We start from the raw sequence: 20,503 nt of genomic DNA on the forward strand, positions 1-20,503 counted from the left end.
GCGGAATGCACCGGTGGCATTCGATCGTGCGGCAGGGTCCAGATCCGGTTACGTGACCGCATCACGGGATTGGTTATTCACATCCTGCCGCGTTATGGCGCGATGAGCGTCCCCGCCTGTGACGCGGCCTGCAGCAATTGGGAGATCGTCAATGCGCCGTACCCCGTCTCGACGGGCCCCATGGGCAATCCCAACCATGGCACGACGGTCGGATCCGGGGCGACGTCGAGGTTGTACGCCTGCATCCCGGGCAGATGGTGTTCGAAGAAATTGCCCAGGGTGTCGATCATGAAGATCGCGTCCCCGATGGGGCCGTATCCGTAGAGCGCCGAGGAATTGAACAGCGGCGCAACCGCATTCGGATCGCCGATCATCACGATCGGGCCGTAATGGGGCTTACTTCCGCCGGCCGGAACGTAGCGGGGCATGAACGGTTGTAGACCGGGTAGGTCGCTGGAAAAGTACGCCGCGGGATCGCCGTAGGTCTCGATGTTGACGAACCCGGAGTTGGCGCCGTTGCCGGTGACGATGGTGTTGATGCCGGGACTCTCGAACCCGATGCCGCCCAATCCGGTCTGCTGCGAGACGTATTCGGCTTCCCAGCCCCCGAGCGAGTGGCCGGTGACGAAGATGTCCGAGGTGCTGTAGCCCTGAAGCGCGGCCGCATCCTGCACCCGCTGTTCGAATCTGAGCGCGTCGGTGAAGGCTCGCGGCGTCGTCCCAGTGAAGAGGATCTGGAGGTCGGTGACGATCTGGGAGATGGCGATCAGCGGGTTGAACAATAGGTTCGTTCCGCCGGTGGTGCCTTGGTAGGCGATGATGATCTGGTTCTGCGGTGTCACCCAGACCTGGGCGGCCTCACCGGAGAGAACATTGGTCGACGTCATGGGCACGCCGTTGACCGTGAACTGACGCAGACCGCCCGGGACACCGCCCAGCACGTATTCGGCCGCTGCGGCGTTGAGGAATTGCGCCACTGTCGGCGTCAGCGCTGTTGTGGGGCCGGTGTAAGTCATGGTGGGCGGCACCGGCTGACTGGTCGGCGTCGCGTCGAGTCCCGCCGCATGTTCGATTCTGCGAAACGCCGTGAAGAGGAGTTCGTCGATCGGCGCGAAGTTGAGCGGGCTCTGCGGGCCGGTCGTGGCGGCGGTCATGTCCAGTGTCTGCAGCACCGTGTTCACGATGTGCCCGGGCAACCCGATGAGCTGGGCGATGGGGGACAGCTGCCCCGGAGGCTGGGGAGCGACCGGCGCCGACGTGGTGGACGATGCTGTCGGGAGAGGTTGCGGCGCAGTCGAATTGCGATCAGCGGCGAGTCGCTTACTCGTCGCCAAACCTGCGCCACGCGATGACGCGCCGGCGGCGGTCGCAGTTGCGTCACGCTTGGCGGCTTTATTGCCGTCCGACTTTCGTGGCCCGCTGGCGGTCGAGTGACTCGACGATGCGGACGACGAATTGGCGTGACCGGTATCCGCCCACGCCACCGCTTGCCCGCTGGCGACCCCCAAGCCAACGCCGAGACCGAGGGCGGCGACGGCCAGGCCACACCGGTGCCCTGTGTGCATACGACGGTTCGCCCGATCTGGCACACGTGCCGTCATGCATCCCCCTGATCTGGTCTCGGAGTCGATACCCTGCCGCTGAGCGTATGACAACGCGCGATGTCAGTCCCGATTTTGGCCGGGATGCCGGATCGGTACCGACCTTCGGCGTCGCTGGCAAAGGTGATGTAGCTTCAATCGACGGTCGGGGGAGCTGCCGAGGAGTAGATGGTGGAGGCGACACCATTCGGGCACTATCAGCTGCAAGAGCTGATAGGTCGCGGCGGCATGGGCGAGGTCTACCGCGCTTTCGACACCAAGACCGACCGGGTCGTCGCCCTCAAGGTGCTTCCGCACCGGCTGGCCGAGGATGAAACCTTCCAGCAACGTTTCAGGCGCGAAGCTCAAGCCGCCGCTGCCCTCAATGAACCGCACGTCGTCCCGATCCACAGTTATGGCGAGATCGACGGGCGGCTGTATTTGGATATGCGGCTGATCGAGGGCCGCACGCTCGGCGCCATCCTGTCCGACACCGGCAGGCCACTGGACCCTGCCCTCGCGGTCAACGTGGTCGAGCAGGTCGCGGGCGCTTTGGACGCCGCACACGCCGCCGGCCTGATCCACCGCGACGTCAAACCGTCCAACATCCTGATCACCGGCCGCGACTTCGCCTACCTCATCGACTTCGGCCTGGCCCGGACCGCGGGCGAAGCCGGACTGACGACCGCGGGCAGCACCCTGGGAACGCTGGCGTACATGGCGCCCGAGCGGTTCAGCGGCGGCCAGGCCGATCACCGATCCGACGTCTACGCGCTGACCTGTGTTCTCTACGAGTGCCTCACCGGGGATCGGCCCTACCCGGACGACAGCTTGGAGCAGCAGATCGCCGGGCACATGACGACGCCGGCGCCGCGCCCGTCCGAGAAGGATTCCAGGCTGGCGGCGTTCGACGACGTCATCGCCAAAGGCATGGCCAAGAAACCGGCCCAACGCTATGACAGCGCCGGCCAGTTGGCTGCCGCCGCGCGCCAGGCGTTGAGCGCGCGGGTCCGCAGGACCGGCAGTTCCGGACGCCACGCGATGGCCGCGCCGAAGCCGCATCGGCGTCGCGCGTTCACCGCCATCGGCGCAGCCGCGCTGTTGGTGGCCGCCGCCGGGGTCGGTGCCTGGCAGTGGCGATCAGCCGAGAACCGGTCCAGCAGCGCAACGAGTTTGGCCGGGACGGCGTCCAGTTCGCAGCCGCTGCCGCAGGCCGATGGTGCCGTACCCGAGATCGCGGCCACCGTGCCAGCCAAGATCCGGGACACCGGGAGACTGATCGTCGGTGTCAACATTCCCTATGCGCCAAACGAATTCATCGATGCCGACGGCAAGGTGGTCGGTTTCGACGTCGATCTGATGAACGCCGTGGCGCGCACGTTGGGTCTGACGCCGGAGTATCGCCAGACCGCGTTCGAGGCCATCATCCCGTCGGTGCGGGCCGGCGACTTCAATCTTGGTATGTCGTCGTTCACCGATACCAAGGAACGTGAGGCTGCGGCCGATTTCGTCACCTACTTCCGCGCCGGCACCCTGTGGGCGCAGCGGCCCGGCGCGGCGATCGACCCCGACAACGCCTGCGGTCTCAAAGTCGGGGTGGCCTATCCGTCGCTACAGGAATCCGACGAGCTGCCGGCCAAGAGCAAGGACTGTGTGGCCGCCGGCAAGCCGGCCATCAAGAAGGTCATCTACACCCGCCAGGACGACCTCAATACCGCGCTGATGGCCGGCGAAGTCGATGCCATGTCGGCAGATTCTCCCGTCACCGGGTTCGCGATCAAGACCAGCGGCGGGCAGCTCGAAGCCGCCGGCGCGGTCTTCGATTCGGCGCCCTACGGGTGGCCGGTCGCGAAGGATTCCGGTCTCGCCGAGCCGTTGCGCCAGGCGCTGCAGCACCTGATGCAGACCGGCGAATACCGGACCATCGCCACGATCTGGGGCGTCGAGAAGGGGATGATCGACAAGCCGTCGATCAATGGCGCTGTGCGCTAAGCATTTTCGTTGACGGTGTTTTCCTGCCGATGTCGATAGCGACTCGCAGGTTCTTTGGCGACGGTGAGACCGACGCTCACGGTTCCGCCACCGCCGATCGCCGAATCCTTGACGCGCCCGCCCGTCACTGCTATTAAATTGGTCACACAAATTAAATCGCCGTATCTGCGTCACACTAAGTCGGGAGCGACTCATGACGATTGTTCGTCCCCTTTGCCAAGAGACTCCGGTTCCCACGCTCACGCCCAATCGCAGAGCGCGGCGTCAAGCCGCCAAGAGCGCTGCGAAGGCCAGCGCATACGGGGGGATCGCGGTAGCGGCTTGGCTGACGGGTGCCGTCGCCATGGGTCACGGTGTCGCCGCGGCCGATTCGACCGGCTCCACGGATTCGTCTGCCTCCTCGTCCGACGGCTCGAACGCCGCCACCGGCGCTGCCTCGGCGCATACGGGGCCGCGTGCCACCGGATCACTCAAGGCCAGAAACCGTCTCCGCGCCCCGGAGTCGTCCAGTGCACCGTCGAACCGCCACCGCGCGGGTGAGGTGACCAGCGACGGCTTGCAGAACAGCGGCACCGCTGGATCCGCGACCAGTTCCACCCCCACGTCTGATTCGGTGCGTTCCGCGGCGACGAAGCCGTCGACCGCGGTCTCCGTCCCGAAGGCCACTATCGCGACTATCCGCATCGCACCGCGCACCACGGCTGCGACGCCTGTCGCAGCGATCGGCAGCTTCGGTAATAGCTTGCAGGCCAGCGCCACAACGGTGCAGCCTGCGGCAGCTGCCGCACTGCCGGCCAACGTGATTGTGTTCCGCCCACTCGAGGCGCTGAACAGCTTCTTCGTCGGGCTGCTCGACCCGTTCCTCAAACCTCCGCCCAAGACGCCCGGACCCATCGTGCCGATCATCTGGTCGGTCCTCGGTGCAGTGCGCCGCGATCTGTTCAATCAGGCACCGACGCTCGCCCACGATCCGAGCGCCTCAGTGCAGACCGGCCAGACTCTCGCGGGCAACTTCAGCGCCAGCGATCCCGAGGGTGACTCGGTGAGATACACGGTGATCCGGGGTCCGCGCAACGGTACCCTCACTGTCAACGCTGCAACCGGGGCGTTCGAGTACACGCCAAACGGTGTCAACTTCAATGCTGCACAACCAGACTCGTTCACCGTTTCAGTCACTGACCAAAAGGCCAACCTGCTGACCTTGTTCGGGCGGCCCCACGCGGATCAAGGAACCGTGACAGTCAGCCTGCTGAGCTCAGCCACAGCCGGGACCGTCACGGTGGACTTCGGCGACAGTCAGGGGGCGCTACTGCATACGGAGCGCTACAACAACTTCCATGTCAGTACGACGTTTGCCAGTCAACGGGACGCCGACGTCGACTTCCTCAACGCGCAGGGATTGCACGGCACTCTCTACCGTGCCTGGTTGAACAGCCCGAACCAAACAGAAGCGACCTGCACGGGCTCAACTGGGGCATGCACGTTGTCACCGTCGATGGACGCATACCTCACTGATCTCGAGAACGTGTCGGACTCACTGCTGGGCAACCTGCGTCTTGACGCGTGGCGCGGTGAGGACACTGACGCGGCGAAGGCCGGAATGGAGCGAATCCTTCTCGCAGTCAAGCAATCACACCCGAAGATGCAGCTCATCGAAGGCTGGAATGAACCCGACGCGCCGGGTTCGACCCTCACGGCGGCTGAGATCTATCAGGGCTACAAGGCGCTCTACCAGGCGGTCAATGATGTCAACACAACCCTCGGTGCCGGCGATCCGAACTACGTGCCGCTGAAGGTCGGCGGACCCGCGCTGTACTACTTCAACCAACCGTTGCTCAACTCGTTCCTCGACTCGTATCAGAGCGACCCCGACCCAAATAAGCGGTTGGACTTCATCTCTTACCACGCCTACCTCAACATCCTTCCGAACGGCAGTCGGCAGTTCTACAAAGCTGATCCGAGTCTGGTCAAGGACTACCGGAATCAATTGGACGCCATGTTGGCGGCGCGCGGCCTCGACACCAGCTTGCCCACCTACATCACCGAGACCGGGATCTATCCGGGGCCTCTGTGCGATGCGTGTAACAGCACCGACTACATCCGGCAAGCCGCCGGCATGCCGTCGTTGCAGTACTGGCTAGCTCAGCAGCACGACACCTACGCCTTCAACTGGGTCGCGCGCCGCCAGGGGCTCAAGGATGAGTTCGTGACCCAGAACTCGGTTGGCCCCTATGCGAATCTCCAAACCCAGCAGATTCTTTGGCAACCGTACGATCCGCTGCCCTCCAACGCGCTGACGCCGTATGGAAACGTCATGCTGATGCAGTCGAAGATGGAGGACATCAAGGTAGCGGCGACGTCGGACCAACTTGTCAATGGCTCTGGCGTGTATGCGGTAGCCGCCAAGGATGCCGTTTTGCCGGAAGCGTCTCTGATGGTGTGGAACTACCAGGGGTGCAGCGGAGTTGGATCGACGTCTGGCTGCGGCACCGCGGCATACGACACGACGATGAAGCTGGCGAATCTGCCGAACGGTCTCGGTGACGGGCCGGTGACCGTGACTGTGTACCGAGTCGACCAGAACACCAGCAACTTCTACTACGACCCCACCAACACCGATCTGACCAAGGCCGAACTGAAGCAGGTGGACGTGCACACCGTGACACCGGAAGGGGGCACTCTCAACTTCCGGACCGATCTCGCGCCCGACACGATCTATCTGTTCGTCCTCAAGGGGGCCGTTCAGCCTTCGGCCAACAGCGCGGTCTGACGACAGCGAGACGGAAAGCTGCACAGTCGCTACGCGTTGGCGGTGTGCAGCATCCCGGCAATGTCGGGGTCAAGCTGTTGCAGCGCAACGATTACCGCGATCGGGGCGTCCCGGCCGATGGTGGACCGAACGGTGGTCGTGCGGCCCTGCCGCTCCGGCGAGCGGAGTTCGTCGATGCGGGCAACCAATGCGTCGGCGAGTTCGTCGAAATCGGTGATCAGCCCCCCGACGATGACCAGTTCCGGATCGAGCAGGGCTTCGATCATCGTGGCGGTGTGCGCGACGCGGTCGATGACGTCTCGAATGATGTTCTGCGACTGTTCGTTTCCCGCGTTCTCGCGACGCAGGGCGTCGATATCGACCTCGTCGTAGGTCTTGCCGATCGTCTGCGGGGCGGCCGCCTGCATGGCATACATCGACATGTCGGCTTCCATGCAGCCGGTCCGCCCGCAGCGGCACGACGCCGTGCTGCCATACACGGGCACGTGCCCGATGGCGCCCGCTACGCCGGTCGAGCCGGCGTAGGGCCGTCCGTCGATGATCAGTCCGACACCCAGCCGGCCACCGTGATCGATGACCACCGCCGAACGCGCCTCGCGGGCTGCACCCGCGATCGTCTCGGCCAACGTGATCGCCTTGGTGGTGTCTTGAACGGCCACCGGGATGCCGAGGTCGCGCGAAAGCACCTTGCCCAGTTCGACATTCGTCCAGCCGACCTCGTGAGACGCGATGACCAGTCCGGTGGTGTCGTCGACAAGTCCGGGGATGCAGACGCCGACGACCGAGGCCGGCTTGCCGGTGGAGCCGCTCATCAGTTTCTTGGCGATCCGCGTGATCGAGCGGATGACTGCCGCAGGATCTCGGTCGCCGGTCGGGGTCTCGCCTTCATCTGAGATGTTCCCGGTGGCGTCGGCGAGGATGACCCGCGCACGGATGCCGTCGATTCGAATGCCCAGCACCCGACGTGCCTCCGGGTTGCAGTCGAGCAGGATGCGCGGCCGGCCGCGAGAGTTGACGCCCTCGATGCGCGACTCCAACTCGACGAGCGTGCCGTCGTCGATGAGATCGGCGACGAGCGTGGTGATCGACGGGCGCGGCAGACCGAGCCGGTCGGCCAGGTCGGCCCTGGCCAGCGGACCAGACGTGCGCAGCAGATGAACGACGCGTTGGCGCTGCAGGAGGCGCGCAACCTGCCTGCTCTGCTTCGTCGACTCCGACGGTTTCAGCACACCCTCCTTGACGGGGCGTGACGAATGTTATTAAATTCGTCACATCAACTAAATCGTATTAAGTACGTCACATCAATTAAACCGGGGAGCCCTCCAATGACTGCTGACCATCGGCCTGCCAAACCGCTGACAATGTCCCTCCAGGATGCCGCCAAGGTCGGCGCATACGGCGGCATTGCGGTCGCATGGCTGGCTGGAGCGGTCGCGGCTGGTCACGGGATCGCGGCGGCCGACTCGACCGGTAGCTCCTCGGATTCATCCTCGTCCGCTTCCTCCGCTGCTGGGTCGACCTCCGGTGGATCCTCGTCGGTGGCACACGCCGGGCCGCGTGCCACCGGTACCGCCAAGGCTAAGGCCACCCGCACCCCGAAGCCCTCCGCCACGACGAAGTCGAGCGATTCGGCGGCGTCGTCGTCGACTGCGAGTGTGGCTGCCAAGTCGGCGACACCGACCGGCACGCCATCGGTCACCTCGACCGCTGCATCGGTGAGCTCGACCACGCCGTCGGCGAGCTCAACCGCCGCGTCTCCCGCACCGAGCCCCAAGGCCGGCAGCTTGCGCACCGCAGTGTCGTCGGTACCGGCCGCGGTCAGCGCACCGGTCCTCGCGCCGAACCCGCTGGGATTCCTCAACAGCGCCGTCACGTCACTGCTCAACCCGTTCCTCAAGCCGGCGCCCACCAACAGCGGGCCCATCGTGCCGATCATCTGGACCGCCTTGGGTTCGGTACGACGCGACCTGTTCAATCAAGCGCCCACGATCGGCACCCCGACCACCACGGTGCAGACCGGCCAGACCGTCACCGGCAACATCGGCGCCACCGACATCGAGGGTGACGCGCTGAAGTACACCGTCACCCAGGGGCCCAAGTACGGCACGCTGACCATCGACCAGGCGACCGGGAACTTCACCTACACCCCGAACGACATCAATTACAATGCGGCGCAAACTGATTCGTTCACGATCTCGGTCACCGACGGCAAATTCAACGTGCTGATGCCGTTCAGCTCCCGCACCGCTTCGGCCAGCAGCAGCCTGACGGTGCTCAGTCCGCAAGCCACGCGGGTGATCCTGAACCTGCCGGCCACTATCACCAACCCGACAATTCCGCGGTTCGCGCCGGACGGCAAGACGCTGATGTTCTCGGCCACACCGGTTGCCGGCGGACGGACCGAGATCTACTCGATGAGCGCCGACGACACCGACGGGTCGACCGTCACATGCGTCACGTGCGGTGTGACGCCGACTGAGGGCAACTTGGGCAAGAGCACCTACACCAGCGACGGCTCGGGACGGTTCCTGGTCGAGGCGCCCGGGCACTGGGACGTCTACCAGCCCGCCACCGACACCACGCCTGCTGCGCTGATCCCGATCATCACGCCGCCATCGGGATCGACCGCGGTCGACAAGCAGCGAGAGATGCGCATCTCGCCCGACGGCAAGTATGTGATGTTCAGCCAAATTCAGCTTGGCACAGGCAATCTCATCACCGCCGTCCCCATCGTGGGCAAGCTGGTCCTGTCCAGCAATGCGACCACTGGAGCGGCGGAGTACCACATCGAGGATGCCCGGGTGGTCTACCCGGTCGGTGAAGGCAAGCAGTGGACCCCCGACGGCAAGGGCGTGATCATCCTCGCCGGCCGCTATGAGTCCGGCAACGTCGACGACGTCGTCGTCGACCTCGCCACCGGGAACGTCACCCGCCTGACGGGCAACCTCGACTACGACGAGGACGTCGACATGTCGCCGAACCAGCAGTGGATCGCGATCTGCAGCACCCGAGGGCTGGACGCGCTGACCCCGATGACGCGGATCGATCGCCCCGCATTGCTGCCTGCCGATATCCAGGGCGCGGTGTACACGGCGTACGCCGGCGGCCTCAAGACCGCCGACTATCCCAATGGCACCGGCATCAACGTGTCCAACCAGGAGTGGCTGGTCGCCGTGGAAGACGACCTCAAGGGCGAGAACGGCATCCCGCTGTTCGTCACCGGTGACGGCTACACCGCGCGCAGCATGCCCAGCTGGAACGCCGACGGGACCTCAGTCGCGTTCTGGGAGCGCAACATCAACGACGCGACGGACACCAGACTGGTCGTCACCAACCTGAAGTACACAACCAGCGTCGGAACCGTCCAGGGTGACCTGGTCACACCGAATGCGGATTGGGCCCCGGCCTTGGCGACGTACAAGGCCGGACCTGCGCCGCTGCCGCCGGTCGGGGCGTACACCAGTCAGTACGGCGGCACCGCGTACGTCTCCGAGGCGCCCGATACCACGATCGCCGGCAACACCATTCGCACGGTGACGTACACCAACTACGTCAATAAGGAAGGCATGATCCTCAACGGCACCGAGTCGACGAGCGCGGGAGCCAGCCAGTCCTCGATCGTGTACAAGGCCAACATCGTCGTCACCGGTGATCACACCGGCTCTCTGACGGCCAACGCCACCATCAACAAGCTGACCCGGTCGATCACGGGCACAATCTCGTCCACGCTCGACGGCAACACTCAGGTGCTGCTCGACCCGACCAAGGTCATCAACGACCAGTTGAGCGCTTAGTCCTCATCCTCGATGACGTGCATGGCGGCCTCCTCCGCGGAGGCCGCCCCGCCGTCGATACCGACGTCTTCGGCGATGAGCTCGGATTCGTCGTCCTCGCCGAAGCCCTCGTCCGGTGCCACCAGCCGGCCGGATCGCCGCCGGCCGACCTCGTCGTCCTCCGGATACTCCGGCTCATCGGGCTGCACACCATTGAGTTCGTCGAGCACATTGCCGATCCGGGAGATCGGATCCGGCTCCTCCTCGGCCAGCAACTCGTCGAGCGTCTCCTTGCCGGGATGGTCGAGGTTGGTCCGGGCGACTGGTCGCTCGGGCGGCGAGATGCCCTCGTCGAGGATGTCGTCGACGCCGCGATCGACCAACGTGTCCTCGGGTTGAAGCTGGTTGTCGTCCTCGACGCTGTATTCGCCGGTGTCAGTGGTGTCGTCCCAAGTGCTCACAGCTCCAGAATGTCACGACCCTGGACCCAGGCCACGGGGACTTTCGTCACCAGCCGTCGGACAGGCGTCACTCGCGTAGCAGGTGCATAGGCAGTTCTTTGAGGTCATAAAGAATCGATCGCCACCATCGACGCATGGACTCACCTCGTTCCGGATTCCGCCGGGCCGCCGTGACCTCGTGGGCGCTGGCCGGGATCGGTATCGCCGGAGTGGCGGGCGCATCGGCGTTGGCCTACGGCGACACCGTCAAGCCCGCCGCTGTCGAGCTTCCCCAGGTTGAACCGGCAGCAATCGACCCCGCGGCAACCGACCCGACAGTGAACCTGCCCCCGGCGCCGCCCGTCGTGGACCTCGCTCCGGCACCGATTTTTCCCGCCCCGGAGGCACCCGCGCCGTCGAGCCCCGAACCGACCGTCACGCAGGCTCCCGCTGAGACGTACACGCCGGAGCCGACCTACACCCAGAAGCCCGCGTACACGCCGAAGCCGACCGCGCAGGCACCCGCGCCCGCGCCGGCGCCGGCCACGAAGTCGCAGCCGGCGTTCCCGATCCGGCAGAGCCATGTCCCCGCCGGGGGTGGCGGCACATCGGGCGGCAACAGCTTCTCCCCGCACGTCACGGTTTCGCGTGGGTCATGACCAACGAAGCGTTGTGGGCGTTGGGGCGCGGCAACGGCATCGTCGCGCTCGCATTCATGACGGTCTCAGTGGCGCTCGGTATCGCCGCCCGATCGGGCCGGCCGCTGCTGGCGCTGCCGAGGTTCGCCGTCTCTGACGTCCATCGGTTCGCCGCCCTGTCCGCCACTCTGCTTGTGGCACTGCACATTGGACTGCTGTTCCTCGATCCTTACGCCAAACTGCGCGTCATCGATTTCGTCGTCCCCTTCCTCGGCGCCTATCGGCCGTTGTGGCAGGGGCTGGGCACCGTCGCCGTCGATGTTCTTGCCGTCGTGGTGGTCACTGGGTTGCTCCGTCAACGCATCGGCCCGCGGGTATTCCGGTTCGTGCATTGGGCGACCTACCTGATGTGGCCCGTCGCGATGGCGCACGCCCTGGGCAACGGCACCGACTCCGACCGCGTGTGGTTCCTGGCCATCGCCGGATGCTGCGCCGCGATTGTGGCAGCGTCGTTGATCTGGCGGCTGCGCGCCAACTTCAGCGAGTATGCCGATGCCTAGTACACCTCGGCTGCTGTCGGCTCCCGGGCAGAGCCTGACTGAACATGTCGACCACTTCGGCGCCGTGCCGAAAATTGCTGGTGCACAGCTGGTTTCGAGTCTGAACGATGCCGGACTGTCGGGACGAGGTGGCGCCGGGTTCCCGACCGCCCGCAAGCTCGCCGCGGTCACCGGGCCGAATCCGGTGGTGGTCGCGAACGGCGCCGAGGGAGAACCGTTGAGCCGCAAGGACGCTCTGCTGTTGACCCGCGCACCGCACCTGGTGCTCGATGGCATGCACATTGCCGCTGCCGCGATCGGCGCCCGCACCCTCTATCTGTACGTCCACGTCGACGCTGTGGCATCGGTGCGCAAGGCCCTCGCCGAACGGCGGGCGGCGGGAATCGACCCCGTCGGTATCGAGGTGACGGTCGTGGAGGCTCCCGACACGTTCGTCGCGGGCGAGGAATCGGCGGCGATTCGCCACATCGAGGGCGGCCCGGCGCTGCCGCGCGATCGCACCGTCCCCGTTGCCGTGTCGGGTGTGGGTAAGCGGCCCACCCTCGTCAACAACGTCGAGACGTTGGCGCACATCGCTTTGATCGCACGCCGCGGGGCCGACTGGTTTCGGTCGATCGGCGATCCCGCCGACCCGGGCACCATGCTCGTCACGCTCTCTGGTGCGCTGGACGACGAGGGTGTTGTCGAGGTGCCGACCGGCGTACCGATCGCCGACCTGATCGACACCCGGGAGCTGTCGGCCGTCCTCGTCGGCGGCTATCACGGAAGTTGGCTGCCCGCTGACACTTTCGCGGGCACACATCTCTCGCGGACGGGCTTGACGGCATTGGGCGCATCGCCCGGTGCCGGGATCGTGCACGGACTGGGAGTGACCGAGTGCGGATTGGTTCGCACCGCCGAGATCACCCAATACCTCGCCGACGAGAGCGCACGCCAGTGCGGTCCCTGCCGTAACGGCTTGCCGCGGTTGTCCGAACTGACCGAGGAATTGGCCTACGGGCGCGCCAGTGACTATCTGGTCAAGGAGATTCGGCGCATCGTCCGCCTTGTGGACGGCCGCGGGGCGTGCCGGCACCCGGACGGAACCGCGCGGATGGTCCGCAGCGCGCTGAGCGCCTTCGCCGCCGACATCGAGCAGCATCGTTTCGGGCGGTGCATCGCGGCCGACGCGATGGCCTCCGGGACTCGCTAAGCCGCGACGGTTTCCCGTTCCGGGAGTTGAGCATTCGCTTCCCGAGCACCCAGGCCGCGCCCCGCCGTCTCATTGAGCAGCAGCACGCTGACCAGGCTGACCACGGTGAAGCCGGCCATCATCGCGGTGATCGACCAGCTGCCGTACGACGACAGCAGCATGGGGGAGAGCACCGGCGGCAGCGCACCGCCGAGGATGCCGCCGACATTGAAGGACAGGCCGGTGCCGCTGTAGCGGTAGCGGACCGCGAAGATCTCGGGAATGAATGCGGCCAAGGGGCCCATCATGATTCCGATGATCGCGTAGGTGCCGACGATCGCGATCGCGTAGCGGACCGGACTACCGGACTGGATGAGCGGGAACAGCACCAGCGTCCACGGCAGCGCCAGCGCGGCACCGGTGCCGAGGATGCGGCGGCGGCCGTATGTGTCGCTGAGGATCGCCGACGCGGCGACGAACACCAGCGTGCACAGTCCGCCGGCTACGCCGACCAACAAGATCAGGTCCTCGTCGTAGTGCAGGTGGGTCGCCGCATAGCTGGGGAAGTAGGTGCCGACCTGGAAGGCCAGCATGAACAAGCCGGTGACCGCGCCGGCAGCGAGGACGAGCTCACGCCCCTGCTTCCGCACCGCCTCGGCGATCGGAACACCGACCGGGTGGTCGGCAGCAGACTCGGTGAACACGTCACTTTCCTCGACATGCAGCCGGATGTAGAGCGCCACCGCCAGCAGCACGGCACTGAGGAGGAACGGGATGCGCCAACCCCATTGCAGGAACGCCGTTTCCGCGTCCCCGAACGCGCGATGCACTCCCAGGAACACCAGGTTGCCCAGCACCAGCGCGGTACCCAGGCCCAATTGTGTGAACATGCAGTAGAAACCGCGCTTGGCCTGCGGAGCATGCTCGGCGCTCATCAGTGCCGCACCGGCCCACTCCCCGCCGACGGCGAAGCCCTGCAGCAGCCGCATGGTGATCAGCAGCAGCGGTGCAGCCGCCCCGATGACGGCGGTGCTCGGGATCAAGCCAACACCGATACTGCAGGCGCCCATGATGACCAAGGTGAACACCAAGGTGTTCTTGCGGCCGATCGAATCGCCGAAGTGGCCGAAGACCGCGGCGCCGATCGGGCGGGACAGGAAAGCCGCCGCGAACGTGCCCAGCGAGGCGATCGTCGCCATCAGCGGGCTCAGGTTCGGGAAGAACACATGGGGAAACACCAGCGCGGCGGCGGTGCCGTAGATCAAGAAGTCGTAGTACTCGATCGCCGAGCCGACGTAGCTGCCCAGTGCCACCTTGCGGATGCGTGATTCCATGCCGCAATCGTCTGTTGTGGCGCCGGCCACAGGTATCCGCTGGGCAGGTGATCTTTTGTCCACCGATTGGTGGACACAGCGCCCCGCCCACACTGCACTTGTTGTACGCATATCGCGAGTAGAGGTGCGAACAACTGCAGTCTCGGCGACTGTCAGCAGGCGAAGCCTGCGTCGGTCAGCGCCGTCCACGCGCGACGAATAATGCCTTCGTGATTGAACTTGAGGTGATTCGCGCTGACGCGAACCATCCGCCAGCCGAGGTCGGCGAAGAACTCAAGTCGGTCGATGTCGCCGGCGTGCTGCGCTGGGTCGGTCCAATGTTGTGCGCCGTCATACTCGATACCGACCTTCCACTGCGGCCAGCCCAGATCGATTCGCCTGACAACCCGACCATATGCATTGCGAATTGGGATCTGTGTGACGGGCCGCGGAAAGCCCGCTCGCACAAGCAATAACCTGAGCCTGGTCTCTTGTGGCGATTCCGCGCCGCCGTCTGCGACCGCTAGGACACGACGTAATCGCCGAATGTTTCGGGCGCCCGGGTTGCGCCGCGCAATCTCCGCGATCTCATCCACTGCGACGCCGGTGGCTGCCAGCACGGAGTCGACGCGAATCACCCCAACAGTGAACGGGTTGTAGCGGCCGAGGTCGTACGCGGTCCGCGCAGGCGTGGTGCAGTTGATCCCTCGCACCTGGCACACGTCGTCGTCATCGACGGCACCCGAATGCACGACGATGCCGGACGGGGATCGAGGCTGTGTTCGCACGAGCTCGGCCGGACTGTCGTCGGGCAACCAACGAACTCCAAACAAAGCCGCCGCCGATATGCCGGCGAGAGTGGCGGTCCGACCCGACCACATCCACGCGGCAATGGCTCGATCCATGGCGGTCAGTTCAGTTCCGCGCGGCGTGTACACATTGCGGTGGACCTTGACGAAACGTCTGACCAGCTCGCGCCGTGTCACCGTCCCCGCAGCGAGGGCTTCGTCCGCCATGATCAGCTGCGCCACGTGGACAGGGTGGGCCAGGTTGGCGTGACCCGCTATTCACGGCTGTGGATAGCGCCCACACTGCAGAAGTTGTACGCATACCGCGAGTAGAGGTGCGAACAACTGCAGTCTCGGCGAATCGAAAACCCTAGAGCCGGTACATCTCCCGTGACATCGTGGCCTGCTCGACGAAGCTGGCGCGCTGCGGCGGGTAGTGCGGTTTCTTGCCCCGTGGTTCGGGCTCGATGGTTTCAGTAGCCCGCAGCCATGTGGCGATCCGGCTGAGGAAGCGTCCCGGCGACAGTCCGCCGGCTCCGATTGCGACCATCACGGTCCTCCATTCAATCGACCCCTTCGCGCTAGACTAGATCGTCTAGACTGGTAGGTCTAGACGATGTAGTCTAGGCCACATCGTCTAACGGTGGACGAAAGCAATCTATAGTGGGAAAAGCCCAGTTCATCCATGGTTCGAAGGCGGTTTGAATGACGACGCAGCAAGAAGCGGCGCTCTCGCACAAGGAGCGACTGTTTCGCGCTGGCGCGAAGTTGTTCTACGAAAACGGGTTCCACGGCACCACGATCGACGCCGTCCTCGCGGAGGCGGGCGTGCCGAAGGGCTCGTTCTATCACCACTTCGGGTCCAAGGATGCGTTCGGCCAGGCCGTGCTCAAGCGGTACGTCGGGTTCCAGGGTGAACTGGTCGCGAAATGGATCGCCAGAACCGACCTGTCCACCGCCGAGCAGGTGATCGGCTACTACCGGGACATGTCGCAGATATTCGTGAAGTCCGGTTTCCAGACGTCGTGCCTCATCGGAAAGTTCTCCACCGAGGTCGCAGCCACCTCCGACGTCTTCCGTCCGCAGTTGGCGGGACAGATCGACGGGTGGAAGACGCGGCTCTCAGCGCTATTCGAGGCCGGCCAGGAGCGCGGCGACGTCCGACTGGACCGCACCGCCGAGGATCTCGCCGACGTCGTGCTCGCCCTGATCCAGGGTTCGTTCGTGCTGACCCTGTCCACGCGCGACGAGCACACCCTCGCGACGGTCTGCGGCATGATCAAGGAAGTCATCGAACCGCACGACTAACCAAAAGCGAAGGGCTGGTACGGCATTGCCGTACCAGCCCTTGCTGGAGGTTTGAGGTCCGAGTCAGACCGCGGAAACCCGCGTGGCCTGGGGGCCCTTGGGTCCCTGTCCAACTTCGAACTGGACTCGCTGGTTCTCCTCGAGCGACTTGTAGCCGCTGCCCTGGATTTCCGAGTAGTGCACGAACAGATCCTGCTCGCCACTGTCAGGGGCGATGAAGCCAAAGCCCTTTTCGCCGTTGAACCATTTCACAGTTCCCTGTGCCATCTATTTATTCTTCTCTCATTCAGTTGGATGCCTACGGCATCCCTTGCTCGCTCCGGCGGGCCCGCCGGAACGAAATCTATTGGGCGCCAACCGCCGGACGCGGCCGACGGGAGCGGCGCCGGCCGGGCTGGCCACCACCGTGCTGGTCACCGCGAGGCTGCCCACCGCGCGATTGTCCACCGCGCGACTGGCCGCCGGACTGCCCACCGCGGGACTGCCCACCGCGGCCGCGACCCTGCGCGGGGGAGCGGCGCGGCGGCGCGGGCGCCACGACGGGCGCCGGAGCCTGATACGGAGCGACCTCGCCGACGAGTGCCTGCACGGATTCGGAATCGGCCGAAACCTGTTGCGGCGTAGCCTTGATGCCGGCCTTGCGCAGCAAAGCCTGGGTGTCGCGACGCTGCTCGGGCAGCACCACAGTCACCACGTCACCGGTCCGCCCCGCTCGCGCGGTACGACCGGAGCGATGCAGGTATGCCTTGTGCTCGGCCGGCGGATCGATGTGCACGACTAGTTCGACGTCGTCGACGTGCACACCGCGCGCGGCGATGTCGGTGGCCACCAGCACCCGGGCCGTCCCAGCGGTGAACGCCGCCAGGTTGCGGTCGCGAGCCGGCTGAGAAAGGTTGCCGTGCAAGTCAACTGACGGGATACCGGCCTGGGTGAGCTGCTTGGCCAGCTTGCGCGCGTGATGCTTGGTGCGCATGAACAAAATTCGACGCCCGGTGCCGGAGGCCAACGCGTGCACCAGGTCCTTCTTGGCGTCGGCGCCAGCCACGTGGAACACGTGATGGGTCATCGCGTCCACCGGCGACTGGTCGGAGTCGACAGCGTGCGACACCTCGTCGCGCAGGAACCGGCTGACCAGCTTGTCCACGCCGTTGTCCAGCGTCGCCGAGAACAGCAGCCGCTGACCGCCGGCCGGGGTGGCCGCCAGGATCCGCGTGACGCCGGGCAGGAAGCCCAGGTCGGCCATGTGGTCCGCCTCATCGATCACGGTGATCTCGACGGCGTCGAGGGTGATCAGGCGCTGGCGCATCAGGTCCTCGAGGCGGCCCGGGCAGGCGACCACGATGTCGACGCCGGCCTGCAGCGCCTTGACCTGCTTGTTCTGCGGCACGCCACCGAAGATGGTGGTGACCTTCAGGCCGGCCGCGTCAGCCAGCGGCTGCAGCGTCGCGGTGATCTGGGTGGCCAGCTCACGCGTCGGCGCCAGCACCAGACCCGAGGGCCGGGAGGCCCGGCGGGTGGTGTCGGCCAGCCGGCTGACCAGGGGAATGGAGAACGCCAGCGTCTTGCCGCTGCCGGTCTTCCCTCGGCCCAGCACGTCGCGACCGGCCAGGGTGTCCGGCAGGGTCGAGATCTGGATCGGGAAGGGATGGGTGATGCCGTTGTCGGACAGTGCGCGCACCAATGAGGGGCGCACGCCGAGATCGGCGAACGTTGATTCGGTTTTCATGAAGCCTTTCGGGCGTGGAGATGTGGCGAGATTGCCGGTGGGCAAAATCGATCGCCGCGAGACTGTGTGCTTGGCGCACTGATCAGCTGAACTCGGCTCCCGCGGGGCGGGAAGTGCCGGTGAAGTGAAGGTGTTCCACGACGTGTTGGCGGTTCTGACGAGCAGCCAACGTTGTCACAAGCATATCAGCAATACCGAGGCATAACTTCCGGCGGTGGCGGGTACCCCTCGCGTCAATAGACGCGACCGAGGGGGTCAGCGGGTATGACGAAGTTGCGGACCGGCGAAGGACTGCCCGATGTGGTGGTCACGGCGGTGGCGTCGACGAATGCGCTCGCATCCGACGCCGAGGAGACTTGGCAGCAACTTCTGGAGGGCGCCAGCGGTATTCGTGAACTCGACAAGTGGTTCGTTCACGAATACGAGTCGCCGGTGCGCATCGGTGGGGCGCTGCGGGAGAGTTTCGACGAACACCTCAACCGCGTGGAGCTTCGTCGCCTGTCCTATCTCGGAAAGATGGCCCTGGTGCTGGGTCGGCGGCTGTGGTCGGCCGCCGGTTCACCCGAGGTCGACACGAATCGCTTGCTGGTCTCGATCGGCACGGCGCTGGCCAACACCGAGGAGATCGCAGAGGGCGCGGTCGACTGGCAGGCCCGCGGATTGAAGGCCATGTCGCCATTGGCAGTGCAGATGTACATGCCGAATGCCCCGGCCGCGACGGTCGGACTGGAACGCCAGGCCAAGGCGGGTGTCATCGCCCCGATCATGGCCGACGCCTCCGGTGCGGGCGCCATTGCGCAGGCCTGGCGGCACATTGTTCTGGGTGAGGCCGACATCGCGATCTGCGGTGCCGTCGAGACCTGGGTCGAGGCGGTGCCCGTCGGGGCTTTCCACGAGCTGGGCCTGCTGTCCACGAACAACGACGACCCGGCGGGAGCGTGCCGCCCCTTCGACCGGCACCGGGACGGGATGGTGCTCGGTGAGGGTGGCGCGATGTTGCTCATCGAGACCGAGGAGCACGCCAAGGCCCGGGGCGCGCCGATCCTGGCCCGCCTCATGGGTGCCTCGACGAATTCCGACGCCTACGACGACGTCGAACCGGATCCGTCCGGTGAGATCGCCGGCGCCGCGATCGCCCATGCGATCGACCTGGCCGGGCTGCGGCCGTCCGACATCGATCACGTCAACGCGCACGCGACGGGAACCAAGTCCGGCGATCTCGCGGAGGCTCGCGCGATCCGGCATGCCTTCGGCGGTCACAATCCGGCGGTGTACGCACCGAAGGCCGCGCTCGGGCACTCCCTGGGCGCCGCGGGTGCGGTCGAGGCGGTGCTCACGGTGCAGGCGCTGCGCGACGGCGTCGTACCCGCCACCCGCAATGTGAAGGATCTCGATCCCGACATCGACCTCGATGTGGTGGTCGATCGGCCGCGCCGGGGTGACTACCGGTATGCGGTCAGCAACTCGATGGGCCTTGGCGGCTACAACGTGGTGCTGGCGTTCGGCAGCGCTTGATCAGCGCTTCACCAAGGTGAACTGGCCGACCTCGGACACCCCGCGGCTGAAGAAGTCCGAGCAGCCGACGAGATACCGCATGTACCGGTCGTAGACCTCGACTGAGGTGACCTCGATCGCCTGATCGCGCGCGGCCTCCAACCGTTCCGACCAGATGTCGAGGGTGCGCACGTAATGCGGCGTGAGGTACTGAAGATCAGCGACTGAAAACCCGGCCTTTTCGGAGAACTCGACGACGTCCTCGTCGCACGGCACCGCCCCGCCCGGGAAGATCTCCTTGGCGATGAACCGCATGAACTTCAGGTCGGACATCACGATCGGGATGCCGAGCTCCGGCCAGCGCTTCAACGGATGGCCCATGATCGTCTGCAACACCATGCGTCCGTCATCGGGCATCACGCGGTGGCAGGTGTCGAAGAACGCGGCGTAACGATCCTTCGGAAACGCTTCGAACGCTTCGATACTCACGATCCGATCGACCGGTTCGTCGAACTCTTCCCAGCCGCGCAGCTGAATTTGCCGAGACCGCTTGGTTTCGACCGCGTCGAGCACCTCTTGCCCCAGTGCGCGTTGATTACGGCTCAACGTCAAGCCGAGTGTGTTCACGTCGAATCTTTGCGCTGCTCGCTTCATCACGGAGCCCCAGCCGCAACCGACGTCGAGCAGGGTCATCCCGGGCTGCAAGTCCAACTTGTCCAGCGCCAGATCAATTTTCGCGAGTTGCGCCTCTTCGAGCGTCATGTCCTCGCGCTCGAAGTAGGCGCAGCTGTAGGTGCGCGACGGATCCTGGAACAGCGCGAAGAATTCGTTCGAGAGATCGTAGTGCGCCTGGACATCCTCATAGGCTGGACGGAGCTGCGTTGAACCCGAACCACTTTCCGTCATCGTCGGCAGACCCCCTCTTCTTGAGTTCTTACGTCATGATGACG

19 protein-coding genes are annotated in these 20,503 nt (G+C 65.4%); 8 read left to right on the forward strand and 11 right to left on the reverse strand.

Annotated features, from left to right (window positions below; genetic code table 11):
- Window positions 1-92: 92 nt before the first annotated feature.
- The gene (locus tag K0O64_RS04455; RefSeq protein ID WP_225933623.1) at window positions 93-1,565 is read right to left on the reverse strand and encodes a hypothetical protein; all 1,473 of its coding nucleotides are present in this window, start codon (window positions 1,563-1,565) and stop codon (window positions 93-95) included.
- Between the two features lie 207 nt (window positions 1,566-1,772).
- On the opposite strand from K0O64_RS04455, the gene stpK7 reads away from it, so the two are divergent.
- Window positions 1,773-3,572: a serine/threonine protein kinase StpK7 gene (stpK7, locus tag K0O64_RS04460; RefSeq protein WP_220046121.1), complete on the forward strand. Its 1,800-nt coding sequence runs from the start codon at window positions 1,773-1,775 to the stop codon at window positions 3,570-3,572.
- Between the two features lie 348 nt (window positions 3,573-3,920).
- Here stpK7 and K0O64_RS04465 read toward each other — a convergent pair whose 3' ends face one another.
- Window positions 3,921-4,478 (reverse strand): hypothetical protein, encoded by a 558-nt coding sequence (locus K0O64_RS04465; protein ID WP_220046122.1) that lies wholly within the window; start codon window positions 4,476-4,478, stop codon window positions 3,921-3,923.
- Window positions 4,479-4,497: 19 nt separating this feature from the next.
- Between K0O64_RS04465 and K0O64_RS04470 the strand changes: the two genes are divergently transcribed.
- On the forward strand, window positions 4,498-6,342 hold the full coding sequence (locus tag K0O64_RS04470; RefSeq protein ID WP_220046123.1) for an Ig-like domain-containing protein: 1,845 nt from the start codon (window positions 4,498-4,500) through the stop codon (window positions 6,340-6,342).
- A gap of 29 nt (window positions 6,343-6,371) precedes the next feature.
- Here the strand turns inward: K0O64_RS04470 and K0O64_RS04475 are convergent, their stop codons facing one another.
- The gene (locus tag K0O64_RS04475; protein WP_225933624.1) at window positions 6,372-7,571 is read right to left on the reverse strand and encodes an ROK family transcriptional regulator; all 1,200 of its coding nucleotides are present in this window, start codon (window positions 7,569-7,571) and stop codon (window positions 6,372-6,374) included.
- A 212-nt stretch (window positions 7,572-7,783) separates the two neighbouring features.
- Entirely contained in the window at window positions 7,784-8,134 is a 351-nt protein-coding gene (locus K0O64_RS04480; RefSeq protein ID WP_220046124.1) for a hypothetical protein, read from the reverse strand.
- On the opposite strand from K0O64_RS04480, the gene K0O64_RS04485 reads away from it, so the two are divergent.
- The gene (locus K0O64_RS04485) at window positions 8,127-10,136 is read left to right on the forward strand and encodes a cadherin-like domain-containing protein (protein ID WP_225933625.1); all 2,010 of its coding nucleotides are present in this window, start codon (window positions 8,127-8,129) and stop codon (window positions 10,134-10,136) included. The genes K0O64_RS04480 and K0O64_RS04485 overlap by 8 nt on opposite strands.
- Here the strand turns inward: K0O64_RS04485 and K0O64_RS04490 are convergent.
- Window positions 10,133-10,576: a DUF5709 domain-containing protein gene (locus tag K0O64_RS04490; RefSeq protein ID WP_071947587.1), complete on the reverse strand. Its 444-nt coding sequence runs from the start codon at window positions 10,574-10,576 to the stop codon at window positions 10,133-10,135. The two genes, K0O64_RS04485 and K0O64_RS04490, sit on opposite strands and share 4 nt — an antisense overlap.
- Before the next feature lie 134 nt (window positions 10,577-10,710).
- Between K0O64_RS04490 and K0O64_RS04495 the strand changes: the two genes are divergently transcribed.
- From K0O64_RS04495 to K0O64_RS04505, 3 genes are read left to right on the forward strand one after another with little or no spacing between them, the layout of a single operon-like run.
- A complete protein-coding gene (locus tag K0O64_RS04495; RefSeq protein ID WP_071947586.1) occupies window positions 10,711-11,214 on the forward strand; it encodes a superantigen-like protein SSL4 in 504 nt (167 codons plus the stop codon).
- Window positions 11,211-11,753, forward strand: coding sequence for a ferric reductase-like transmembrane domain-containing protein (locus K0O64_RS04500; RefSeq protein WP_071947585.1), 543 nt, complete (start codon window positions 11,211-11,213; stop codon window positions 11,751-11,753). The genes K0O64_RS04495 and K0O64_RS04500 overlap by 4 nt, the downstream gene beginning before the upstream one ends.
- Window positions 11,746-12,945, forward strand: coding sequence for an NADH-ubiquinone oxidoreductase-F iron-sulfur binding region domain-containing protein (locus tag K0O64_RS04505; protein WP_225933626.1), 1,200 nt, complete (start codon window positions 11,746-11,748; stop codon window positions 12,943-12,945). Before K0O64_RS04500 ends, K0O64_RS04505 begins: the two co-directional genes overlap by 8 nt.
- Here the strand turns inward: K0O64_RS04505 and K0O64_RS04510 are convergent.
- The 3 genes from K0O64_RS04510 to K0O64_RS04520 all read right to left on the reverse strand — a co-directional run bounded on the left by K0O64_RS04510 (window position 12,942) and on the right by K0O64_RS04520 (window position 15,575).
- Window positions 12,942-14,246, reverse strand: coding sequence for an MFS transporter (locus K0O64_RS04510; RefSeq protein WP_225933720.1), 1,305 nt, complete (start codon window positions 14,244-14,246; stop codon window positions 12,942-12,944). The genes K0O64_RS04505 and K0O64_RS04510 overlap by 4 nt on opposite strands.
- Window positions 14,247-14,410: 164 nt before the next feature.
- Window positions 14,411-15,268 carry a type IV toxin-antitoxin system AbiEi family antitoxin gene (locus K0O64_RS04515; protein ID WP_220046127.1) on the reverse strand — a complete coding sequence of 286 codons (858 nt, stop codon included), beginning with the start codon at window positions 15,266-15,268 and terminating at the stop codon, window positions 14,411-14,413.
- Window positions 15,269-15,395: 127 nt separating this feature from the next.
- The gene (locus tag K0O64_RS04520; protein ID WP_220046128.1) at window positions 15,396-15,575 is read right to left on the reverse strand and encodes a hypothetical protein; all 180 of its coding nucleotides are present in this window, start codon (window positions 15,573-15,575) and stop codon (window positions 15,396-15,398) included.
- 155 nt (window positions 15,576-15,730) lie between these two features.
- On the opposite strand from K0O64_RS04520, the gene K0O64_RS04525 reads away from it, so the two are divergent.
- A complete protein-coding gene (locus tag K0O64_RS04525; RefSeq protein WP_220046129.1) occupies window positions 15,731-16,333 on the forward strand; it encodes a TetR/AcrR family transcriptional regulator in 603 nt (200 codons plus the stop codon).
- Between the two features lie 63 nt (window positions 16,334-16,396).
- Here K0O64_RS04525 and K0O64_RS04530 read toward each other — a convergent pair whose 3' ends face one another.
- Both K0O64_RS04530 and K0O64_RS04535 read right to left on the reverse strand, forming a co-directional pair.
- The gene (locus tag K0O64_RS04530; protein WP_071947580.1) at window positions 16,397-16,600 is read right to left on the reverse strand and encodes a cold-shock protein; all 204 of its coding nucleotides are present in this window, start codon (window positions 16,598-16,600) and stop codon (window positions 16,397-16,399) included.
- Between the two features lie 76 nt (window positions 16,601-16,676).
- Entirely contained in the window at window positions 16,677-18,059 is a 1,383-nt protein-coding gene (locus K0O64_RS04535; protein ID WP_220046130.1) for a DEAD/DEAH box helicase, read from the reverse strand.
- A 264-nt stretch (window positions 18,060-18,323) separates the two neighbouring features.
- Here K0O64_RS04535 and K0O64_RS04540 point away from each other — a divergent pair, with 264 nt between their 5' ends.
- Window positions 18,324-19,574: a KasA/KasB family beta-ketoacyl-ACP synthase gene (locus K0O64_RS04540; protein ID WP_220046131.1), complete on the forward strand. Its 1,251-nt coding sequence runs from the start codon at window positions 18,324-18,326 to the stop codon at window positions 19,572-19,574.
- Here the strand turns inward: K0O64_RS04540 and K0O64_RS04545 are convergent, their stop codons facing one another.
- Window positions 19,575-20,459 (reverse strand): cyclopropane mycolic acid synthase family methyltransferase, encoded by an 885-nt coding sequence (locus K0O64_RS04545; RefSeq protein WP_071947577.1) that lies wholly within the window; start codon window positions 20,457-20,459, stop codon window positions 19,575-19,577. It abuts the gene before it with no gap.
- Window positions 20,460-20,503: the final 44 nt, after the last annotated feature.

Origin of the sequence: Mycolicibacterium pallens, from assembly GCF_019456675.1 — a bacterium.
Taxonomy (GTDB): Bacteria; Actinomycetota; Actinomycetes; order Mycobacteriales; family Mycobacteriaceae; genus Mycobacterium; species Mycobacterium crocinum.

Excerpts from the sequence above, each read along its gene's own strand:
- K0O64_RS04505 (WP_225933626.1), top strand. The coding sequence starts at position 11,746 with ATGCCTAGTACACCTCGGCTGCTGTCGGCTCCCGGGCAGAGCCTGACT.
- K0O64_RS04500 (WP_071947585.1), top strand. The coding sequence starts at position 11,211 with ATGACCAACGAAGCGTTGTGGGCGTTGGGGCGCGGCAACGGCATCGTC.
- K0O64_RS04465 (WP_220046122.1), bottom strand. The coding sequence starts at position 4,478 with ATGATCGGCACGATGGGTCCGGGCGTCTTGGGCGGAGGTTTGAGGAAC.
- K0O64_RS04530 (WP_071947580.1), bottom strand. The coding sequence starts at position 16,600 with ATGGCACAGGGAACTGTGAAATGGTTCAACGGCGAAAAGGGCTTTGGC.
- K0O64_RS04545 (WP_071947577.1), bottom strand. The coding sequence starts at position 20,459 with ATGACGGAAAGTGGTTCGGGTTCAACGCAGCTCCGTCCAGCCTATGAG.
- K0O64_RS04525 (WP_220046129.1), top strand. The coding sequence starts at position 15,731 with ATGACGACGCAGCAAGAAGCGGCGCTCTCGCACAAGGAGCGACTGTTT.
- K0O64_RS04540 (WP_220046131.1), top strand. The coding sequence starts at position 18,324 with ATGACGAAGTTGCGGACCGGCGAAGGACTGCCCGATGTGGTGGTCACG.
- K0O64_RS04495 (WP_071947586.1), top strand. The coding sequence starts at position 10,711 with ATGGACTCACCTCGTTCCGGATTCCGCCGGGCCGCCGTGACCTCGTGG.
- K0O64_RS04535 (WP_220046130.1), bottom strand. The coding sequence starts at position 18,059 with ATGAAAACCGAATCAACGTTCGCCGATCTCGGCGTGCGCCCCTCATTG.
- K0O64_RS04520 (WP_220046128.1), bottom strand. The coding sequence starts at position 15,575 with ATGGTCGCAATCGGAGCCGGCGGACTGTCGCCGGGACGCTTCCTCAGC.
- K0O64_RS04455 (WP_225933623.1), bottom strand. The coding sequence starts at position 1,565 with ATGCACACAGGGCACCGGTGTGGCCTGGCCGTCGCCGCCCTCGGTCTC.